Raw genomic sequence first — 14,373 nt, 5'->3', positions numbered from 1 at the left:
CACAACTATTATTCAATAGAATATATTTAATGAAAAACGAAGAAGGTATATTCGAGGAAAAGCTTCAAAATAAAGTTTTATTTTCTCAAGTTGTTGGGTTACTACAAAATGCTCGAACGCAAGTTCTACGTACTGTAAACTCAACAATGGTGTATACCTATTTTGAAATTGGAAGAATGATTGTTGAAGAAGAACAAAATGGAAACAACCGAGCTGAATATGGGAAGCAATTATTGAAAGGACTTTCTAAAGAGTTGACTACTAAGTTTGGGAAAGGGTTTTCTGTTGTTAATTTAGAGAGTATGAGAAAGTTTTATTTGACTTACTCAATTTCCGATACAGTGTCTCGAATTTTACAAATTCAAAAATCCCAGTCAATGACTGGGGAATTGAATACTAAGATTTCTCAGTCAGTGACTGGGTTTTCTGAAAATCAAAAAACGCAGTCGCTGATTTCGTTTTTCAAACTAACTTGGACACATTATGTTTTTTTAATACGAATTGAAGACTTAATGGAGCGACGTTTCTATGAAATAGAAGCCGAAAAATACAACTGGAGTGTTCGTGAGTTAAAAAGACAATATGATTCGGCACTTTATACAAGATTGGCTTTAAGCAGGGATAAAGAAGGGATCTTGAAGCTTTCTGAAGAAGGTCAAATTATTGAGAAACCAAAAGACATTATCAAAGATCCTTATATTTTAGAATTTCTAGGCTTACCTGAATTGCATCAGTATTCCGAATCGGAACTAGAAGAGGAAATCATTAATAAACTGGAGCATTTTTTATTAGAATTAGGTCACGGTTTTACTTTTGTAGCGAGACAAAATAGAATAACCTTTGATGATAAACATTTTCGAATCGATTTGGTTTTTTATAACCGAATATTAAAATGTTTTGTTCTAATTGATTTAAAAATAGGGGAACTAAAGCATCAAGATTTAGGACAAATGCAAATGTATGTCAATTATTATGACAGAGAAATGCGTTTGGAGGATGAAAATAAAACGATTGGAATTGTGCTTTGCCAAAACAAAAGCGATTTGGTTGTCGAGTATACTTTGCCTGAAAATAATGAGCAAATATTTGCCAGTAAATACAAAACAATTCTGCCTAGCAGAGAAGATTTAATACATTTAATTTCGGAATCAAAATAAATGAAAGACGAAGAAGACGAAAATACAATTCCTGAGGGAGACGAAAATGAAGATGTAAGCAACGACGCTGGTTTCGAAGACATAAAAACCTCGAGTGGCATGCAGCATTTTTACGAAAACAATAACGAAGAAGGCGATACCATAACCAAGGTTACGGGCATGTACAAAGACTGGTTTCTGGATTATGCTTCGTATGTAATTCTGGAACGCGCCGTACCTGCTATTGAAGATGGTTTCAAACCCGTTCAACGCCGTATCATGCACTCGCTGAAAGAGTTGGATGACGGCCGTTATAATAAGGTAGCCAATGTAGTAGGGCACACCATGCAGTATCACCCACACGGAGATGCGAGTATTGGTGACGCCATGGTGCAAATTGGCCAGAAAGATTTATTAATTGACTGCCAAGGAAACTGGGGAAATATCCTAACAGGCGATGGCGCTGCGGCTTCGCGTTACATTGAGGCGCGTTTGTCTAAATTTGCTTTGGAGGTTTTGTATTCTCCAAAAATTACTGATTGGGGTGTTTCGTATGACGGTCGTCGTGCAGAACCAAACAATCTTCCGGTAAAGTTTCCGTTGCTTTTGGCGCAAGGAGCAGAAGGTATTGCAGTAGGACTTTCCACGAAAGTACTGCCGCACAATTTTAATGAGCTAATTGACGCTTCGATCAAAATATTAAAAGGAAAAGCGTTTACGTTGTATCCTGATTTCATGACACAAGGTATTGCTGATGTATCGAATTACAATGACGGTATGCGTGGCGGGCGTGTACGAGTACGTGCCAAAATTGCTCAATTAGATAAAAATACGTTGGTGATTACACAAATTCCGTTTTCGACCAATACAACTACTTTGATTGATAGTATTTTGAAAGCCAATGAAAAAGGCAAAATCAAAATCAAAAAAATTGAAGACAATACTGCTGCTGAAGTTGAAATTTTAATTCATCTTTTCCCAGGAGTTTCTCCAGACAAAACCATTGATGCCTTGTTTGCTTTTACAGCTTGCGAAACATCGGTAGCGCCTTTGGGCTGTGTGATTGAAGATAACAAACCTTTGTTTATTGGGGTTTCTGAAATGTTGCGTATTTCAACACACAGAACAGTTGATTTATTAAAACAAGAACTCGAAATTCAGCTTGAAGAATTAAAAAACAAGTGGCATTTTTCTACGCTCGAAAAAATCTTTATTCGAGAAGAAATGTACATTGATTTCAAATTATACTCAGACAGAGAGTCGCTTTATAAATATTTGTACGATCGTTTTGAGCCTTTCAAAAAATCGTTTGTCAGAGAAATTAATGATGACGATTTGCAGAAACTAACGCAAATTCAAATGATTCGTATTACCCGATTTGACTCGGATAAGGCTGATGATATGATTGCCAAATTAGAAGCTGAAATGCAAGAAGTAGAGCATCATTTAGCAAACTTAAATGATTTTGCAATAGCGTATTTCACCAAGTTGAAAGAGAAATACGGTAAAGGACGCGAACGCCAAACAGAATTACGTATTTTTGATGATATCGAAGCAACAAAAGTAGTTTTACGTAACACCAAACTCTATGTCAACCGCGAAGAAGGTTTTGTGGGTACGAGTTTAAAGAAAGACGAATACGTTACCGATTGTTCGGATATTGACGATGTGATTGTGTTTTTGCGCGATGGAAAAATGATGATCACCAAAGTTGATGCAAAGACTTTCGTAGGAAAAGATATTATTCACGTAGCTATTTTTGATAAGAGCGACAAACGTACTATTTACAACTTGATTTACCGCGATGGAAAATCTGGTCCATCGTACATCAAACGTTTCAATGTATCGGGCGTTACTCGTGACAAAGCGTATGATTTAACCAATGAAACTGCCGGATCCCAAATAGTTTACTTTTCATGCAATCCAAACGGAGAGGCTGAGGTAATTACCATTTTGCTGCGTCAGGTGGGAACGATCAAAAAATTGAAATTTGATATTGACTTTGCCAACTTAGCCATCAAAGGACGAAGTTCAAAAGGGAATTTAGTGACTAAATATCCAATCAAAAAGATTGAACTGAAAGAAAAAGGAATTTCTACTTTGTTACCTCGTAAGGTCTGGTTTGACGATACAGTACAACGATTAAATGTTGATGGACGCGGAGAATTATTAGGTGAATTCAGACCTTCAGACAAAATTTTGATCGTGTCGCAATCAGGTAAATTAAAAGTGATTACACCTGAATTAACGACACACTTTGATCAAGACATGATTGTTTTAGAGAAATGGAATCCGAAAAAACCTATTTCTGCTATTTATTATGACGGTGAAAAAGAGCGCTACTACATCAAACGCTTTTTGGTAGAAACCGAAAACAAAGAAGAAGCTTTCATCTCAGAGCATGCTAATTCAAGACTCGAAATTGTTTCGACTGATTACAGACCTGTTGCCGAATTAGTTTTTGCAAAAGTAAAAGGAGTTCAAAAAGAAAATCAAATTGTAGATGTAGAGGCTTTTATCGCCGTAAAAGGATTCAAAGCACAAGGTAATCAATTGACTACGGATAAATTAAAACAAGTCAATTTGCTAGATCCACTGCCATACGAAGAACCCGTAGAAGAGGTGCCTGAAACACCTGTTTTAAGCGATGAAGATGCCGGTCCTGTACAACTTGATGATGATGGTCAAATCACCATGAGTTTAGATTAATTTTATTCTCCATAAAAAATGCCCCCAAACAGTGCTACGCTATTTGGGGGCATTCTATTTTATAAATGAAATCATTTTCACAAATCACAAATCACTTCTCACGATTTACTTTTGCTTTTATTCATTTTCATATTCAGTACTTCTACTAACAATGAGAACGAAATGGCAAAGTACAAGTAGCCTTTTGGTACCGGAGTCACATGACTTCCAAAGATTAAAGCGTTAGATAAATGCGCACTTTCTGTAAGTAGCATCATTCCAATTAAAATTAAAAAAGATAATCCTAAAATTTGAATCGATGGATGTTTGTTTACAAAATTCCCAACTGGAACTGCAAACTGCATCATCACCATTACTGAAATAATAACGGCAGTAATCATAATATAAAGTGCACCTTCAACGCCATTGGTCATTCCCACAGCAGTCAAAATACTATCAAAAGAAAATACAAGGTCAATTAAAATAATTTGAAAAATTACATTTTGAAACGACTTTGTTGCGGCTTTGCTTAACTCTTTTTCTTCATGGCCTTTTTCATCTACTTTCTCTCTAATTTCGTTGGTACTTTTGTAAATTAAGAATAATCCACCGCCAAACAGAATCAAACTTTGTCCCGTAATTCCAGCCGAAAACCAAGATAAATCAATATGAAACCAAGGCTCTTTCATTTGAATCAAAATATTGATACCAAACAATAGCGCAATACGCATGAACATGGCCAAAAACATTCCAATTTTGGTAGCTTTTTTGCGTTGTTCTACTGGTAATTTACCCGTTGCAATCGAAATAAAAATAATATTGTCAATTCCTAAAACGATTTCAAGAAAAGTCAATGTTAATAAGGCTACCCAAGCATCTGGGTTCAAAAATACTTCCATTTTATAGTGTTTAAAAGTCTACTTTAATCATTAATTTTCGTTACCGTACCGCGCTGCTTAGCATCGGAGCCTACCATCCCAAATTCAAATGTGTAAGAATCCTTAGTGGTGGTTAAAATTTTCATACCAATTGCTTTTTCTTCGGCCATATTTTTTGGATGCAATTTGAGCAAAACATATTCGCAATCATTCACCCATCTAATACTGGCTGTATCTGTTTTTCCTTCAAAAGTTTCAATTTCAATACTATCGTTGCGCTCAAAAACAGTCGTTTTCTTAACGCCATCTACCTCGTATTCAAACTTGAATTTTCCAGTTTTAAAATCCTTACAATTGTGTTCTTGCTCGTAGCAGGAAGCCAACATAAAAATACTTACTAATGCAATAATTTTTTTCATTCTTGTTTTTTTTAGAACCAATTCCAGCTGTTCGTTGCAACGTGTTGCGTTTTTTGCTTTTTTTCTACTGTCCCAAAAGGAGCTTCCGTTGGTCGCTCTTTTTGGCCAAGAAAAAGAACGCAAAAAACAGCAACCCTGTTTTCACTGCCATCTGGGGTAAAATTAAACTATTTTGATATCATATTTATCCAATAATCCCACAATTCCTTGCGCCGAAAATTTGGCTTTGCGCATCGGGTTGTATTCGGGGTCAATCTTATAATTACTTGCTTTGGTAAAATCTACTGAGGCTAGTTGCGTATTGTTAAAAATAGTGCCTTCAAGCATACTATCTTCAAAACTAGAGCCTGTAAGAGTACTGCCAACAAAACTTACTTCTTTAAGCGAACACGCAATAAAATTAGTTTTCGGCATTTTTTTATTGGCAAAAGAGGCATAATCAAGGTTGCAATCCTGAAAACTAACTTGAAACAAAAAATCAGCACATTGGTCAAAAGCAATGCCTAGCAATTTGCAATTGGTAAATTGTACATTTTTGAAACTGCAGCCAGCGGTTTGAATTAGGGCCAAATTACAATCGATAAACTCGCAATCCATAAAAGTGGTTTGCGACCAATTGCTTGAAGAGAAATCGCAGTTAGTAAAAACACAATCTTCAAATTCACGGTTGGTGAGTTTGTAAGAAGGCAGCACGATTTTATCGAATTTTTTTTGAAAATAGAGTAATTCTTCCATTAATCGTTAAATAAGCTTTGCATGATTATTTTTAGACCTTTAAACATGCAATACATCGCGGCACCGCAGGCTGCAATGCCTATGGCAAGAATTAAATAATGCCAAACATTTCCTTGGTTCATAAAGGCATTGTAAATCAAGGACGGTCCTATAAATAACAACGGCAACGAACCCGCTAAATATTTAACTCCTTTGGATAAAAGTACTCTATTGGTGCTCATAGTGATAGTTTATGCAGTTTGTAATTGTTGTTTTTGTTGCTACTGCGGGTTTGATTGTACTTTGCGTTTTGTTTTAGGTTTAATAACTTCCGAATACAAAACAATTTTGTCATTACTTTAAAAATAGCAAAGTGATTGTCTTACATGTTTTAGGTATTGTTTTTTATTTCAAATTCCATATTGGCAAGATATTCATTTATATTTATTTCACTTTTCACTTTTTTTAATGCTACAACTATTGGAATTGTCGCAGAACCAATATCATTAGTATGTTCGTTAAAAATTATAATTTTTGCTTTATTGTAGTTATCTCTTATGAAAACATCATCGTAAAGAGCACAGGAAAGTTGGTCCAAACATTGCGATGCGTGAATAAGTGAAGATTTTAAATCGTGTTCTTTTTTTCCTTTAAGTTTTAAACAAAATGTTTCATTTTCAATTTCAGTCGAAATAAATTCAAAACCTACTATTTGCATATTATGAACTAAATTTAAAAGTGAAGATTCAAAACGATGATTAGATTTTTCTGAAACGCCAATATTGCCAATAATTTCTTTCATATAGTTTAGACAAGTAATAACTTGAGATAATCGGATTACTCGATATATGTCTTGCGTCCAATATACTATTTTGTAAAAATCTTCAAATTGTATAAAAACAGTTTTTTTGTTTGTTTTTCCGTATTCAACTTTAATATTTTCTTTGTTAATTGTAAATGATTTATGTGCTGAAATATTTCGCCACTGACTTGTTGAAATTGAATGTATTGGATCTTTTAAAAAAAGTTTTGCATCAATTTCATATTGTTTTGGGAAATCTGAAATTATTTTTCCAAAATCATAATTTGAATTATCAATTATATTTTGGGTTATTAAGAAGTTAGTTAATTTATCAAATAGTTTGAAGCGTGGTTTAAAAACTCCTTCTAATGTTTCATCTATAATTTTAAAATAAAAAGTAATTTTATCTCTTTCTGCAAATTCCTCAATATTTGGTTGAGTTAATACATTTGTCATCCATTTATAATCAGTATTACAAATTTCGTCAAATGATTCTGAAATAACATTAATTGTTTCTTTCTTATTAAAGTTTATACAATCAGTATATATTTTTAATGTCCATTCGAAAAGTTCTAAATATTCGTTTTTTACTGCAACTCTAATATAATTTACAATTTCGGTTCTTAAAACTTCTTTGTTTTCTTCTATTAAATTTTCATTTGGTATGTATTTTTTGAATTTAAGTTTTATTAAAGCGTTCCAATCTTCAACAGCAAAATCTGTTGAAAAATCTAGTCCTTTAAAAATTTTATCTTGATTCACATTTTTGTTTTTTTTTAGGCCTAATAACGGCTATCTACGACCTTGATACAGTATAATTCATCACCGCTTGTCTTACACTTTTGTGTTCCAACAGTAAGGCAGATGCTTGCTCATAGGTCACTGGAATTTCATCCATGATCATTTTAATGCCACGATCTACAAGTTTGTTGTTGCTGAGTTGCATATCGACCATTTTGTTTCCTTTTACTTTACCAAGCTGAATCATACTTGTAGTCGAAATCATGTTTAGTACTAGTTTTTGTGCTGTTCCGGCTTTCATTCGTGAACTTCCGGTTACGAATTCAGGACCTACAACCACATCAATAGGGAATTGTGCGGTTTGCGAAAGCGGACTGTTGGCATTGCATGAAATGCTTCCGGTTGTAATGTTATTTTGGTTGCAAGCCTGTAAACCGCCAATTACGTATGGCGTAGTGCCTGAAGCAGCGATTCCAATAACGACATCATTGGTATTGATATTGAATGCTTGTAAGTCAAGCCAAGCTTGTGTGGCATTGTCTTCGGCATTTTCAACGGCTTTGCGTATTGCAGCATCGCCACCTGCAATGATACCCACAACCAAATCAAATGGAACTCCAAAAGTAGGCGGACACTCGGAGGCGTCAACTACTCCTAATCGGCCGGATGTTCCTGCGCCAATGTAAAACAAACGCCCGCCTTGCTGCATTTTGTGCACTATTTCATTAACAAGCGCTTCTATTTGCGGGATGGCTTTTGCCACTGCTTGTGGTACGGTTTGGTCTTCTTGGTTGATGTTGGTTAACAATTCCTGAACCGACATTTTTTCTAAATGGTCGTATTTGGAGGCTTGTTCGGTAGTTTTTGTAAATTCCATTGCTGTTGTATTTTGGGTGCCAAAGCACAAAATTTTCTATTTATTTGGGTCGCGCGTGAGGGATAAAAGCGGAAATCCTTTTTATCATGAAGCGGCAGCGAAATGAAAAAAGATTGCAACGAATAGCCCGACCGCCTTTTTTTGGCGGGCACGCCCACCTTGTAAATTTATAAAAAATATGCCAATGCAATACCAATTACAATCATGGAAACCTTGGCGATATTGAATTTGTGGCCTTCGCTACTTTCAAAAATAATGGTGGAGGAAATATGGAATAAGATTCCGATGACTATGGCTGTGATTTGAGTCGTGTATTGAGTAATGAATGGCAAATAATCAGCGGCAAGTGAGCCAAGTGGCGTCATGACTGAAAAAGTGATCATGAAGAAAAAGATGGCCGTTTTATTGAGATTTCCGTTAATGAAAAAGGTGGTCAAAATAATGGCGATTGGTAGGTGATGTATGGCTATTCCTAATGCTAAATCGTGGTGATGGCTTACTGGAAAGCCTTCGAGAAAAGCATGAATGCACAAACTGATGAATAGCAACCACGGAATTTGGCTCATGCTGGCTTTGCCATGTACGTGTCCGTGCTCTGCGCCTTTGGAGAAGAATTCTAAAATAATTTGGAACAATATCCCTAACATGATAAACAAACCGATATTGCTTATGCTACTTTCGTAAATTTCAGGCAACAAGTGCATGACTGTAAGCGACAACAAAAACGACCCGCTAAAGGCGAGTAGTAATTTTAAGTTGGTTTTGTTTTTTGGTTTAAGAGCGAGTGCTATGAGGTAACCAATTAAAACAGAAAGTAAGGGCAATAGGTAATTCATGGTACGTAGTTAACGAATAAATTGTTGTATTGTGCTGCAAAAGTGAGTTGAAAATGCAGTTGGGTACAAAAACAATTGTTTCCTATTTAAAAATCATAATCAATCGTTCGCTCTCTGTTTTATGGAATTTTTTTAATTTATAATCGCCAAAAAGGTCTAAGAGATAAATTCCGGCCTCTTCCATAAGGGTTTCAAAGTCGGTTAGGGTGAGTGCTTTTACTTTTTCGGTAAAATGGTAGTCTTGCCCTTGGTCTTGAAATTGAATTTCTTTGTAAATATGTCCGTCTTTCAAGTAACGGGTGATGTGAAAATCGATTCCGTCAACAGTTTTTGTTTCTGCGGGTACCAATGTGTTCAGTACCTGATTGACGTTCATGAAATCAATCACTGCAAAGCCGTACTCAGATAAACTTTCTTTGATGGCTTTTAGGGTAGTTAAATTGTCTTCGTCATTTTCAAAATACCCAAAACTGGTAAAAAGATTAAAGATAGCGTCGAATTTTTCTTCGAAAGGAACACGCATGTCGTGTACTTTGAAGTGCAGATGGTTGTTCTCGTTTTTCTTGGCTGTTTCAATGCTGTTGGTAGATAAATCGGCACCCAAAACATCAAATCCTAATTGATTCAAGTAAATAGAATGACGGCCTTTGCCGCAAGCTAAATCCAATACTTTGGCTTTTTCGGGTAAGTTAAGGTAGTGTGTTAAATTATCCATGAAAAGCTGTGCTTCTCGGTAATTACGGTCTTTGTAAAGGATGTGGTAATAAGGAGTGTCAAACCAGGAAGTGTACCAATTGGCTTTAGAAAGTTCTTGGTTTTCTTGAGACGTATTTTGATCTGCAGACATTTATTCTTTTTCAATTAATTCGATTGATGCAAATTTAGTGTATTTTTGCAACGAATACTTGATTTTACGATGGAAAATAATTTTAAAATGATTGCCAAAACCTTTTTTGGTTTTGAAGAAATATTAGCAAAAGAATTGCAAATGCTTGGCGCACAAAACGTGGAGCAAGGTGTAAGAATGGTTAGTTTTAAAGGGGATAAAGGTTTTATGTACAAAGCGAATTTGTCTTTGCGTACGGCTTTGAAAATTTTAAAACCTATATATTTCTTTAAAGCCAATAATGAGCAAGGTTTGTATCGTGGGATTGCGAGCATGAATTGGTCAAAATTATTGCAAGCCAATCAAACTTTTGTGATTGATACAACGGTGCATTCTACCTATTTTAATCACTCGGAGTTTGTTTCTCAAAAATGTAAAGATGCTATTGTAGATCAGTTTAGAGAACGTACAGGACAACGCCCAAGTATTGACAAAGTTCATCCTGATTTACGCATCAACATTCATATTGACAAAGATCAAGTTTCGGTGGCATTAGATACTTCTGGAAATGCGTTGAACCAACGTGGTTATAGAACGGCTACCAATATAGCACCTATTAATGAAGTGTTGGCAGCGGGTATTTTATTGCTTTCTGGTTGGGATGGGCAATCGGATTTTTTAGATCCAATGTGTGGGTCAGGGACTTTCTTGGCCGAAGCAGCAATGATTGCTTGTAATATTCCGGCGAATATCAACAGAAAACAATTTGCATTTGAAAAATGGAACGACTGGGATAATGACCTATTTGATGCCATAACGGATAGTTTGCTTAAGCGTGTGCGTGAGTTTCATTATACCATCAAAGGCTATGACAAAGCGCCAAGTGCGGTTTTAAAAGCAAAAGAAAACATCAAGAATGCTAATCTTGAGGATTATATATCTATAAGCGAAGCTAACTTTTTTGATTCGGAAAAAACCTCTGAGGGCAAATTACATATCGTATTCAATCCGCCGTATGATGAGCGTTTGGATATTCACATGGAAGCATTTTACAAAAATATAGGAGATACGCTAAAGAAGAATTATCCGGGGACCAATGCTTGGATGATTACAGCAAATCTAGAAGCCTTAAAGTTTGTGGGATTGAAACCTTCTCGTAAAATTAAATTATTTAACGCTGGTTTAGAAGCTCGCTTGGCTAAATACGAAATGTACGAAGGTAGTAAGAGAACGAAATTTGCAGCAGTTGGTAAAACTGACGGTGAGCAAGCAGCAGAAGAAGCTTAATTTTATAAGTTGATTTATATTTTCAAAAAAATAAAGAAATGACAAAAAAACAAGTACAAGCATTTGTTTATCAATTGGCTAGTTTTGCGGTTTTATTTATCGCAGCGCGTTACGCCATTGCAGAATACACCAATTTAACAGGGATTTGGATCCCGCTAACTGCATTTGTAATAGGAACATTAATCGCGCCTAAATTTCAAGCCGTTAAAACCAAAGATGGCGAGAAGCTGTATATGAAATGGCTTTTTGTAAAAGGATTTAAAGAAATAGGATCGTAGTTGAAACTGCATCAAAAAAATAACCGCCAATTGGCGGTTATTTTTTTATGACTACTTTTGGTGCTACCTTCTTTTTGAAAATAGGAACAAAATACGTCACGGTATAATTAAATCCAACTCCAAAATTACCATCGTAAGTTCGGTTGAATCCCGGAATGTACAAGTTTGAAAAATTATCAGGTTCTTTATTAGTAACCAATCGGTTTAAACGAAGGCTGAATCCCATAAAAACATTATCAAAAACTTTCGCTTTTATTCCTGCCACTACTTCAATCCAACTTGCTGACAATCCTTCAAATTTTCGTCCAGAAGCTATAGTTGGTGTTTCTTGAAAATACGGATTGGCATTGTAAATTCGATACGTATTCAATTGCTGATTGAAAGTACTAAAGCCGTAGCGTAAACCAATCGAAATGATGTTTTCCATATCCAGCCAATTTTCGTAGCCGTTGTAATCAAAACCTACTTTCAAGTATGAACCTTTTGTGGTAAAGTTTACACGATCGTCATCAGTGGTTTTGTTTTCGTTACCTAACTCTGCGGCTAAAAAATATTTTTTAGTCAAGCGGTAATCTCCAACAAGTTCTAATCCTTTGTAATCGCGGTCATATAAACCTCTTGTAATTTTGTACAAATCAAGACCTACTCGTATTCCATAACGATCTGTTTTGGGAGGCACCACAGTAGCTTTTTTTACTGTATCATTGATAATTGTATTGCTCAGCGGTTTTTGATTACTAACTGCAGGTGCAGCAGTATTTGCTTTTGGTGCTTTCGGAATTTCTCCTTTGGTTGTTGTTTCTTGTGCAGTAGTGATCGCTATCGAAAAGAAAAGCAAACTGCTAAAAAAAGATTTTAAGGTGTGTTTCATTTTCGTTAGTTATACTGTTTTTTTCAACTGAAATAAATCGGATCCATCTTTGGTTAGCCGCAATAGGGTCTGTATGCGTAAAAGGCTTGGTTGGGTCTAATGTAAAGATACTTTTGTAGCCGCACGCCCTTGATACAAATAACTCCTGTGTGCTGTAGTCAAAACGGATGATATCTTCATCAATTAAAGCAGGATTTGAATTTCCGGAGTTGAGTGTAAGGCTGAATGTTGTGGTGGTACCGACAGTTCGCAAGGGCAAAGCAATTTTGCTTCCGCTAGTAGTAGGAGCACCACCAAACAATAGCGGTTCTGTCATTCCTTGGCCAATGACTCTCAAGTTGGATACGTTTTTAAGCACCGAAGGATTATCGAAATCATAGAACTCGATAATGAGTCGGGGAGTGGTTGGTGTATTCGCATCGCAAATATCATCCTTTTCACAAGATGAGAAAGCACATGCCAAGAGCATGATGAACACTACTATTTTTTTCATTTGCATATTTTTGTACTTGATGGCAAACATTTTTAAAGCAAAATTATTGTTTTTACACAGCTAATTTTGACAAAAGGTTGTGACTATCGCGTTTATCTTAGCTCTAAAAGAACAACATTCTCAACGTGATGCGTTTGTGGAAACATATCTACAGGACGCACACGAGTTACTTTGTATTTTTCATCCATCAAAGCCAAATCACGAGCTTGTGTAGCCGAATTACAACTTACGTAAACAACTTTTTGAGGCGCAATTTTCATGATTTGCTCTATAACATCTTTGTGCATTCCGTCACGTGGTGGATCAGTGATAATAACATCAGGTTGTCCGTGTTGCGCAATGAAAGCGTCATTAAAAACCACTTTCATATCTCCAACAAAAAACTCACAATTGGTTATCTCGTTTCTTACGGCATTTGCTTTGGCGTCTTTAATCGCATCAGGAACACTCTCTACACCAATTACTTTTTTCGCTTTTTTAGACACGAATTGCGCAATAGTTCCAGTTCCAGTGTATAAATCATATACTACTTCGTTGCCAGTAAGTCCTGCAAAATCGCGCGTAATTTTGTATAATTCGTAAGCTTGATCAGAGTTGGTTTGGTAAAAAGACTTGGCATTAATGCTGAATTTTAAACCTTCCATTTCTTCAAGGATGTAATCTCTTCCTTTGTACAATTCGATGGTTGTATCGTATAAAGTATCGTTCGCCTTGTTGTTGATTACGAACTGTAAAGAAGTAATTTGCGGAAATTTAGCGTATAAATGATCAAGCAATAATTCTCTTTGTTCTTTGTTATCTTCAAAAAACTGAATCAACACCATGATTTCTCCGGTAGAAGCTGTACGCAACATTAAAGTTCTTAGCAATCCAGCGTGCTCTCTCGGGTTGAAAAATGTCAATCCGTTTGCATTAGCAAAGTCACGTACTTCGTTTCTAATCGCGTTTGATGGATCTTCTTGAAGGTGGCATTTGGTAATGTCTAAAATCTTATCCCACATTTTCGGGATATGAAAACCTAGGGCATTGCGGTTACCTAAATCGTCTGTACTGTCGATTTCGGCTTGAGTCAACCAGCGACTATTGGAGAAAGAAAACTCCATTTTGTTTCTGTAAAAAAACTTCTTCTCAGAACCAAGAATGTTTTCGAACTCTGGTAATTCAATTTTTCCGATACGTTGTAAATGGTTTTGAACCTCATTTTGTTTGTAAAATAATTGTTGGTTGTAGTTCATGTTTTGCCATTTGCATCCTCCGCAAACACCAAAATGCTCGCAAACAGGATCAACGCGATGTGTTGAATATTCATGAAAATGCACAGCTTTACCCTCGTAATACGCTTTACGCTTTTTAAAGGTTTGTACATCAACTACATCACCCGGAACTACATTCGGGATAAAAATTACTTTACCATCAGGAGCTTTTGCTACCGAAACGCCTTTTGCACCAGCATCAAGGACTTTTATTTGATGAAAGACAACTTTGTCTGTATTTTTCTTAGCCATGCTGCAAAAATAAGGGATTGAA

Annotated in this window: 15 protein-coding genes; 4 read left to right on the top strand and 11 right to left on the bottom strand. The window is 35.8% G+C overall.

Annotated features, from left to right (window positions below; translation table 11 throughout):
- Positions 1-29 precede the first annotated feature (29 nt).
- Together ACXX8U_RS08420 and ACXX8U_RS08415 are read left to right on the top strand one after the other, a co-directional pair.
- The gene (locus ACXX8U_RS08420) at positions 30-1,157 is read left to right on the top strand and encodes a PDDEXK nuclease domain-containing protein (protein WP_458565467.1); all 1,128 of its coding nucleotides are present in this window, start codon (positions 30-32) and stop codon (positions 1,155-1,157) included.
- Complete coding sequence (locus tag ACXX8U_RS08415) at positions 1,158-3,845, top strand: DNA gyrase/topoisomerase IV subunit A (protein WP_458565466.1); 2,688 nt, start codon at positions 1,158-1,160, stop codon at positions 3,843-3,845.
- 98 nt (positions 3,846-3,943) lie between these two features.
- Here the strand turns inward: ACXX8U_RS08415 and ACXX8U_RS08410 are convergent, their stop codons facing one another.
- From ACXX8U_RS08410 to ACXX8U_RS08375, 8 genes are all read right to left on the bottom strand, one after another.
- Complete coding sequence (locus tag ACXX8U_RS08410) at positions 3,944-4,723, bottom strand: TerC family protein (protein WP_458565465.1); 780 nt, start codon at positions 4,721-4,723, stop codon at positions 3,944-3,946.
- A gap of 23 nt (positions 4,724-4,746) precedes the next feature.
- Positions 4,747-5,121, bottom strand: coding sequence for a DNA topoisomerase IV (locus ACXX8U_RS08405; RefSeq protein ID WP_458565464.1), 375 nt, complete (start codon positions 5,119-5,121; stop codon positions 4,747-4,749).
- Positions 5,122-5,283: 162 nt separating this feature from the next.
- Positions 5,284-5,856, bottom strand: coding sequence for a pentapeptide repeat-containing protein (locus ACXX8U_RS08400; RefSeq protein WP_458565463.1), 573 nt, complete (start codon positions 5,854-5,856; stop codon positions 5,284-5,286).
- Positions 5,856-6,077: a DUF6095 family protein gene (locus ACXX8U_RS08395; RefSeq protein WP_166137439.1), complete on the bottom strand. Its 222-nt coding sequence runs from the start codon at positions 6,075-6,077 to the stop codon at positions 5,856-5,858. Before ACXX8U_RS08395 ends, ACXX8U_RS08400 begins: the two co-directional genes overlap by 1 nt.
- A 149-nt stretch (positions 6,078-6,226) precedes the next feature.
- The gene (locus tag ACXX8U_RS08390; protein WP_458565462.1) at positions 6,227-7,399 is read right to left on the bottom strand and encodes a hypothetical protein; all 1,173 of its coding nucleotides are present in this window, start codon (positions 7,397-7,399) and stop codon (positions 6,227-6,229) included.
- Positions 7,400-7,433: 34 nt separating this feature from the next.
- On the bottom strand, positions 7,434-8,255 hold the full coding sequence (murQ, locus tag ACXX8U_RS08385) for an N-acetylmuramic acid 6-phosphate etherase (RefSeq protein ID WP_458565461.1): 822 nt from the start codon (positions 8,253-8,255) through the stop codon (positions 7,434-7,436).
- A gap of 167 nt (positions 8,256-8,422) precedes the next feature.
- Entirely contained in the window at positions 8,423-9,091 is a 669-nt protein-coding gene (locus ACXX8U_RS08380; RefSeq protein WP_458565460.1) for a ZIP family metal transporter, read from the bottom strand.
- Between the two features lie 82 nt (positions 9,092-9,173).
- Positions 9,174-9,938, bottom strand: coding sequence for a class I SAM-dependent methyltransferase (locus ACXX8U_RS08375; protein WP_458565459.1), 765 nt, complete (start codon positions 9,936-9,938; stop codon positions 9,174-9,176).
- 69 nt (positions 9,939-10,007) lie between these two features.
- Between ACXX8U_RS08375 and ACXX8U_RS08370 the strand changes: the two genes are divergently transcribed.
- A complete protein-coding gene (locus tag ACXX8U_RS08370; RefSeq protein ID WP_458566398.1) occupies positions 10,008-11,204 on the top strand; it encodes a THUMP domain-containing class I SAM-dependent RNA methyltransferase in 1,197 nt (398 codons plus the stop codon).
- A gap of 38 nt (positions 11,205-11,242) precedes the next feature.
- Positions 11,243-11,482, top strand: a complete 240-nt coding sequence (locus tag ACXX8U_RS08365) for a hypothetical protein (protein ID WP_166137457.1) — start codon at positions 11,243-11,245, stop codon at positions 11,480-11,482.
- Positions 11,483-11,519: 37 nt separating this feature from the next.
- On the opposite strand, the gene ACXX8U_RS08360 is transcribed toward ACXX8U_RS08365, so the two are convergent.
- The 3 genes from ACXX8U_RS08360 to rlmD all read right to left on the bottom strand — a co-directional run bounded on the left by ACXX8U_RS08360 (position 11,520) and on the right by rlmD (position 14,351).
- Entirely contained in the window at positions 11,520-12,353 is an 834-nt protein-coding gene (locus ACXX8U_RS08360; RefSeq protein WP_458565458.1) for a DUF6048 family protein, read from the bottom strand.
- A complete protein-coding gene (locus ACXX8U_RS08355; RefSeq protein ID WP_458565457.1) occupies positions 12,325-12,846 on the bottom strand; it encodes a DUF6452 family protein in 522 nt (173 codons plus the stop codon). The genes ACXX8U_RS08360 and ACXX8U_RS08355 overlap by 29 nt, the downstream gene beginning before the upstream one ends.
- 92 nt (positions 12,847-12,938) lie before the next feature.
- Positions 12,939-14,351: a 23S rRNA (uracil(1939)-C(5))-methyltransferase RlmD gene (gene rlmD, locus ACXX8U_RS08350; RefSeq protein ID WP_210789047.1), complete on the bottom strand. Its 1,413-nt coding sequence runs from the start codon at positions 14,349-14,351 to the stop codon at positions 12,939-12,941.
- Positions 14,352-14,373 lie beyond the last annotated feature (22 nt).

The organism is Flavobacterium sp. GNP001 (assembly GCF_054343775.1).
The sequence above is the reverse complement of the archived record's forward strand: the minus strand, read 5'-3'. Positions and strand labels throughout refer to the sequence as shown.

Excerpts from the sequence above, each read along its gene's own strand:
- ACXX8U_RS08405 (WP_458565464.1), bottom strand. The coding sequence starts at position 5,121 with ATGAAAAAAATTATTGCATTAGTAAGTATTTTTATGTTGGCTTCCTGC.
- ACXX8U_RS08410 (WP_458565465.1), bottom strand. The coding sequence starts at position 4,723 with ATGGAAGTATTTTTGAACCCAGATGCTTGGGTAGCCTTATTAACATTG.
- ACXX8U_RS08370 (WP_458566398.1), top strand. The coding sequence starts at position 10,008 with ATGGAAAATAATTTTAAAATGATTGCCAAAACCTTTTTTGGTTTTGAA.
- ACXX8U_RS08365 (WP_166137457.1), top strand. The coding sequence starts at position 11,243 with ATGACAAAAAAACAAGTACAAGCATTTGTTTATCAATTGGCTAGTTTT.
- ACXX8U_RS08355 (WP_458565457.1), bottom strand. The coding sequence starts at position 12,846 with ATGAAAAAAATAGTAGTGTTCATCATGCTCTTGGCATGTGCTTTCTCA.
- ACXX8U_RS08380 (WP_458565460.1), bottom strand. The coding sequence starts at position 9,091 with ATGAATTACCTATTGCCCTTACTTTCTGTTTTAATTGGTTACCTCATA.
- murQ (WP_458565461.1), bottom strand. The coding sequence starts at position 8,255 with ATGGAATTTACAAAAACTACCGAACAAGCCTCCAAATACGACCATTTA.
- rlmD (WP_210789047.1), bottom strand. The coding sequence starts at position 14,351 with ATGGCTAAGAAAAATACAGACAAAGTTGTCTTTCATCAAATAAAAGTC.
- ACXX8U_RS08400 (WP_458565463.1), bottom strand. The coding sequence starts at position 5,856 with ATGGAAGAATTACTCTATTTTCAAAAAAAATTCGATAAAATCGTGCTG.
- ACXX8U_RS08415 (WP_458565466.1), top strand. The coding sequence starts at position 1,158 with ATGAAAGACGAAGAAGACGAAAATACAATTCCTGAGGGAGACGAAAAT.
- ACXX8U_RS08395 (WP_166137439.1), bottom strand. The coding sequence starts at position 6,077 with ATGAGCACCAATAGAGTACTTTTATCCAAAGGAGTTAAATATTTAGCG.
- ACXX8U_RS08375 (WP_458565459.1), bottom strand. The coding sequence starts at position 9,938 with ATGTCTGCAGATCAAAATACGTCTCAAGAAAACCAAGAACTTTCTAAA.
- ACXX8U_RS08360 (WP_458565458.1), bottom strand. The coding sequence starts at position 12,353 with ATGAAACACACCTTAAAATCTTTTTTTAGCAGTTTGCTTTTCTTTTCG.
- ACXX8U_RS08420 (WP_458565467.1), top strand. The coding sequence starts at position 30 with ATGAAAAACGAAGAAGGTATATTCGAGGAAAAGCTTCAAAATAAAGTT.